4 protein-coding genes are annotated in these 3,205 nt (G+C 67.6%); 2 read left to right on the plus strand and 2 right to left on the minus strand.

What is annotated here, in order from left to right:
- A partial coding sequence (locus ACILQR_RS16230; RefSeq protein ID WP_395652401.1) for a class I SAM-dependent methyltransferase occupies positions 1–671 on the plus strand: 671 nt, incomplete at its 5' end.
- Positions 668–1,477 (plus strand): TrmH family RNA methyltransferase, encoded by an 810-nt coding sequence (locus ACILQR_RS16235; RefSeq protein WP_395652402.1) that lies wholly within the window; start codon positions 668–670, stop codon positions 1,475–1,477. The genes ACILQR_RS16230 and ACILQR_RS16235, both read left to right, overlap by 4 nt.
- Here ACILQR_RS16235 and ACILQR_RS16240 read toward each other — a convergent pair.
- Complete coding sequence (locus tag ACILQR_RS16240) at positions 1,474–2,760, minus strand: MFS transporter (RefSeq protein WP_395652403.1); 1,287 nt, start codon at positions 2,758–2,760, stop codon at positions 1,474–1,476. The genes ACILQR_RS16235 and ACILQR_RS16240 overlap by 4 nt on opposite strands.
- 63 nt (positions 2,761–2,823) lie before the next feature.
- Positions 2,824–3,205, minus strand: a 382-nt coding sequence (locus ACILQR_RS16245) for an ATP-dependent helicase C-terminal domain-containing protein (protein ID WP_395652404.1), incomplete at its 5' end; no start/stop codon positions are given.

The raw sequence follows: 3,205 nt of genomic DNA on the forward strand, positions 1-3,205 counted from the left end.
GCCCCATCGACGCCTTCCCCCTGAAATGGCGCGACGTGAAATTCACCGGCCGTTTCACCCCCTTCCGCCACCTGGCCTTCTTCCCCGAACAGGCCGCCAACTGGGAATGGCTGGACAACCGCGTGCGCAGCTTCTCTCGCGAAGCCGGCAGAGCCCCTAAGATCCTCAACCTGTTCGGCTACACCGGCGTCGCCAGCCTGGCCGCCGCCGCCGCGGGCGCCGAGGTCACCCACGTCGACGCCTCCAAGAAGTCGGTCAACTACGCCCGCGAGAACGCCGAACAGTCGGGCCTGGCTCAGCACCCGATCCGCTGGATCGTCGAGGACGCCCGCAAATATGTCGCCCGCGAGGTCCGTCGCGGCTCCAAATACGACGGCATTATCCTCGACCCGCCCAAATACGGCCGCGGCCCGACCGGCGAGGTCTGGCGCCTGTTCGAGGACATGCCGGCCCTGCTGAAGGACTGCGCCGCCCTTCTGGCCGACGACGCCGATTTCCTGCTGCTGAACGCCTATGCGGCGCGGGTCTCGGGCCTGTCCCTGGCCCATCTGATGGCCGAGGCGACCCAGGATCGCGGCGGCCGCATCGACTGGGGCGAACTGGCCCTGTCCGAAGACGGCCCGGACGCCCGCGCCATCGGCCTGTCCTTCTTCGCGCGGTGGAGCCGATGAGCGCCCGAGACGAACATCGCGTCATCACCTCCCTGACGAACGACACGATCAAGAGCGTCCGCGCCCTGCATATGCGCAAGGAACGCGACCTGACCGGCGCCTTCCTGGCCGAAGGTCTGAAGTTCATCGGCGAGGCCCTGGACCTGGGCCGCGCGCCCCGCATGCTGCTGGTCGGCGAGGAGGCTCGCCCCCACCCCCTGCTGGACCGGGCCAAGGCTGAGACGCGCAAGGCCGGCGGCGACATCATCATCGTCACCCACGCCATCCTCGAGAAGATCAGCCGCCGCGACAATCCGCAGACCGTGCTGGGCGTGTTCGACCAGGCCTATGCGCCGTTGGACGGCCTGAACCCCGCCTCCGCCCCCTGCTGGGTGGCCCTGGAGCAGGTGCGGGATCCCGGCAATCTGGGCACCATCATCCGCACCGCCGACGCGGCCGGATGCGGCGGCGTCATTCTGATCGGCGACTGCGTCGATCCCTATTCGGTCGAGGCCGTGCGCGCGACCATGGGCTCGGTCTTCGCCGTCTCGATCACCAAGACCGATCCCGAGGCCTTCCTGGCCTGGCGCAAGACCTGGCCCGGCAGTGTCGTCGGCACCCGCCTGGATGCGACGGTCAGCCACCGGTCCGCAGTAATGCAAAAGCCGTCGCTGATCCTGATGGGCAATGAACAGGCCGGCCTGACCGACGATCTCGCCGCCGCCTGCGACGTCAACGTCAAGATCCCGATGCGGGGCCGGGCCGACAGCCTGAACCTGGCCATCGCTACCGGCATTATGGTCTACGCCGCCACGGACGAGGCTTAAAGCTCGGTCTCCGGGCTGACCCGTCCCATGCCCCACAGGGCCAGTATGGTCACCACCGCCGACAGGGCCAGATAACCGCCGACCGCCGCCAGCCCATAGTTCCGCGCCAGCCAGGTCGCCAGATAGGGCGCCAGCGACGCCCCCACGATCCCGGCCAGATTGAAGGCCATCGACGCCCCGGTATAGCGGACCGTCGTCGGGAAAGGCCGCGCCATCGCCGCGCCTATGGGGCCATAGGTGCAGCCCATCAAGGCGAAGCCCAGGGCGAAGAATATCAGCAGCCCCGTCAGGCCCGCTCCGAACAGGGGCGCGAACAGGCCGCCGAACAGGGCGATGCCGACCGATGAAGCGATCAGCACCTTCACCTGCCCGTATTTGTCCGCCAGCAGGGCCGTCACCGGAATGAAGGCGGCGAAGAACAGCACCCCGATCAACTGGACCGGCAGGACGTCGCCGCGCGACAGCCCCATCCCCGTTGTCGCCCAACCCAGGGCGAAGACGGTCATCAGATAGAAGAGGGTAAAGGTCGTCACCCCGCTGAACGTCCCCAGAAACAGCGCCATCTTGTGATGGCCGAACAGGGTCACGGCCGGCGCCTTGACCCTTTCCTTGCGATCTATCGCCTTCTGGAACTCCGGCGTTTCGGTGATCTTCAACCGCACCCACAGACCGACAAACACCAGGACGGCGCTGGCCAGAAAGGGAAGCCGCCAGCCCCAAGCCTCGAATTGAGCCTCGCTCATGGTCGAGGTCAGCACGATGAAGGCGCCCGTCGACAGGATGAAGCCGATCGGCGCGCCCAGCTGCGGGAACATGCCGAACCAGGCCTTCTTGCCGGGCGGAGCATTCTCGGTGGCCAGCAGCACGGCCCCGCCCCATTCACCGCCCAACCCCAAACCCTGCCCGAACCGACACAGGGCCAGCAACAGCGGCGCGATGATCCCGACCGAGGCATGGGTCGGCAACAGGCCGATCGCCACCGTCGACACGCCCATGGTCATCAGGGCCACCACCAGCGTCGCCTTGCGCCCCACCCGGTCCCCGAAATGGCCGAAGGCCAGGGCGCCTATGGGCCGCGCGAAGAAGGCGATGGAGAAGGTGGCGAAGGACGACAGCATGGCCGTGGTCGGATCGGCGCCGGGGAAGAACAGCTTCGGAAACACCAGCACCGCCGCCGTGGCGTAGATGTAGAAGTCATAGAATTCGATCGTGGTGCCGATCAGGCTGGCGAAAAGAACCCGCCCCTTCCGGGCGGTCGGTGAAACAATCTTTGCGTCAGACACGGTGAAATCCTGCTTGGAAGCAAAGCCAATGCTTTGCCCGTCCCGCGCGGTCAAGTCCGGCGGTCAGGTCCCGCGCGGCTTGACCCGGTTGGTCGGCTGAGCCTCGGCTGGGTTCTCGGGCCAGGGATGACGCGGATAGCGACCCCGCATATCCGACCGCACCGCCGCCCAGGAGCCGGCCCAGAAACCCGGCAGGTCCTTCGTCACCTGAACGGGTCGCCGCGCCGGCGACAGCAGCGACAGGGTCAGGGGAACCCGCCCGCCCCCGACGGTCGGATGGGTGACGACGCCGAACAGTTCCTGCACCCGGATCTCGACTCGCGGCCCGCCTTCGGCGCCATAGTCGATCCCCGCCGACCCCAGGGGCGTGTCCAGCCGACTGGGCGCCAGCTCATCCAGCTTGCGCTGCAAATCCCAGGGGATCAGCCCCCGCAGGGCCTCGGCC

It is taken from the genome of Brevundimonas sp. (assembly GCF_044239655.1).
Classification (GTDB): Bacteria; Pseudomonadota; Alphaproteobacteria; order Caulobacterales; family Caulobacteraceae; genus Brevundimonas.

Coding starts and splice junctions, on each gene's coding strand:
- ACILQR_RS16235 (WP_395652402.1), top strand. CDS start 668: ATGAGCGCCCGAGACGAACATCGCGTCATCACCTCCCTGACGAACGAC.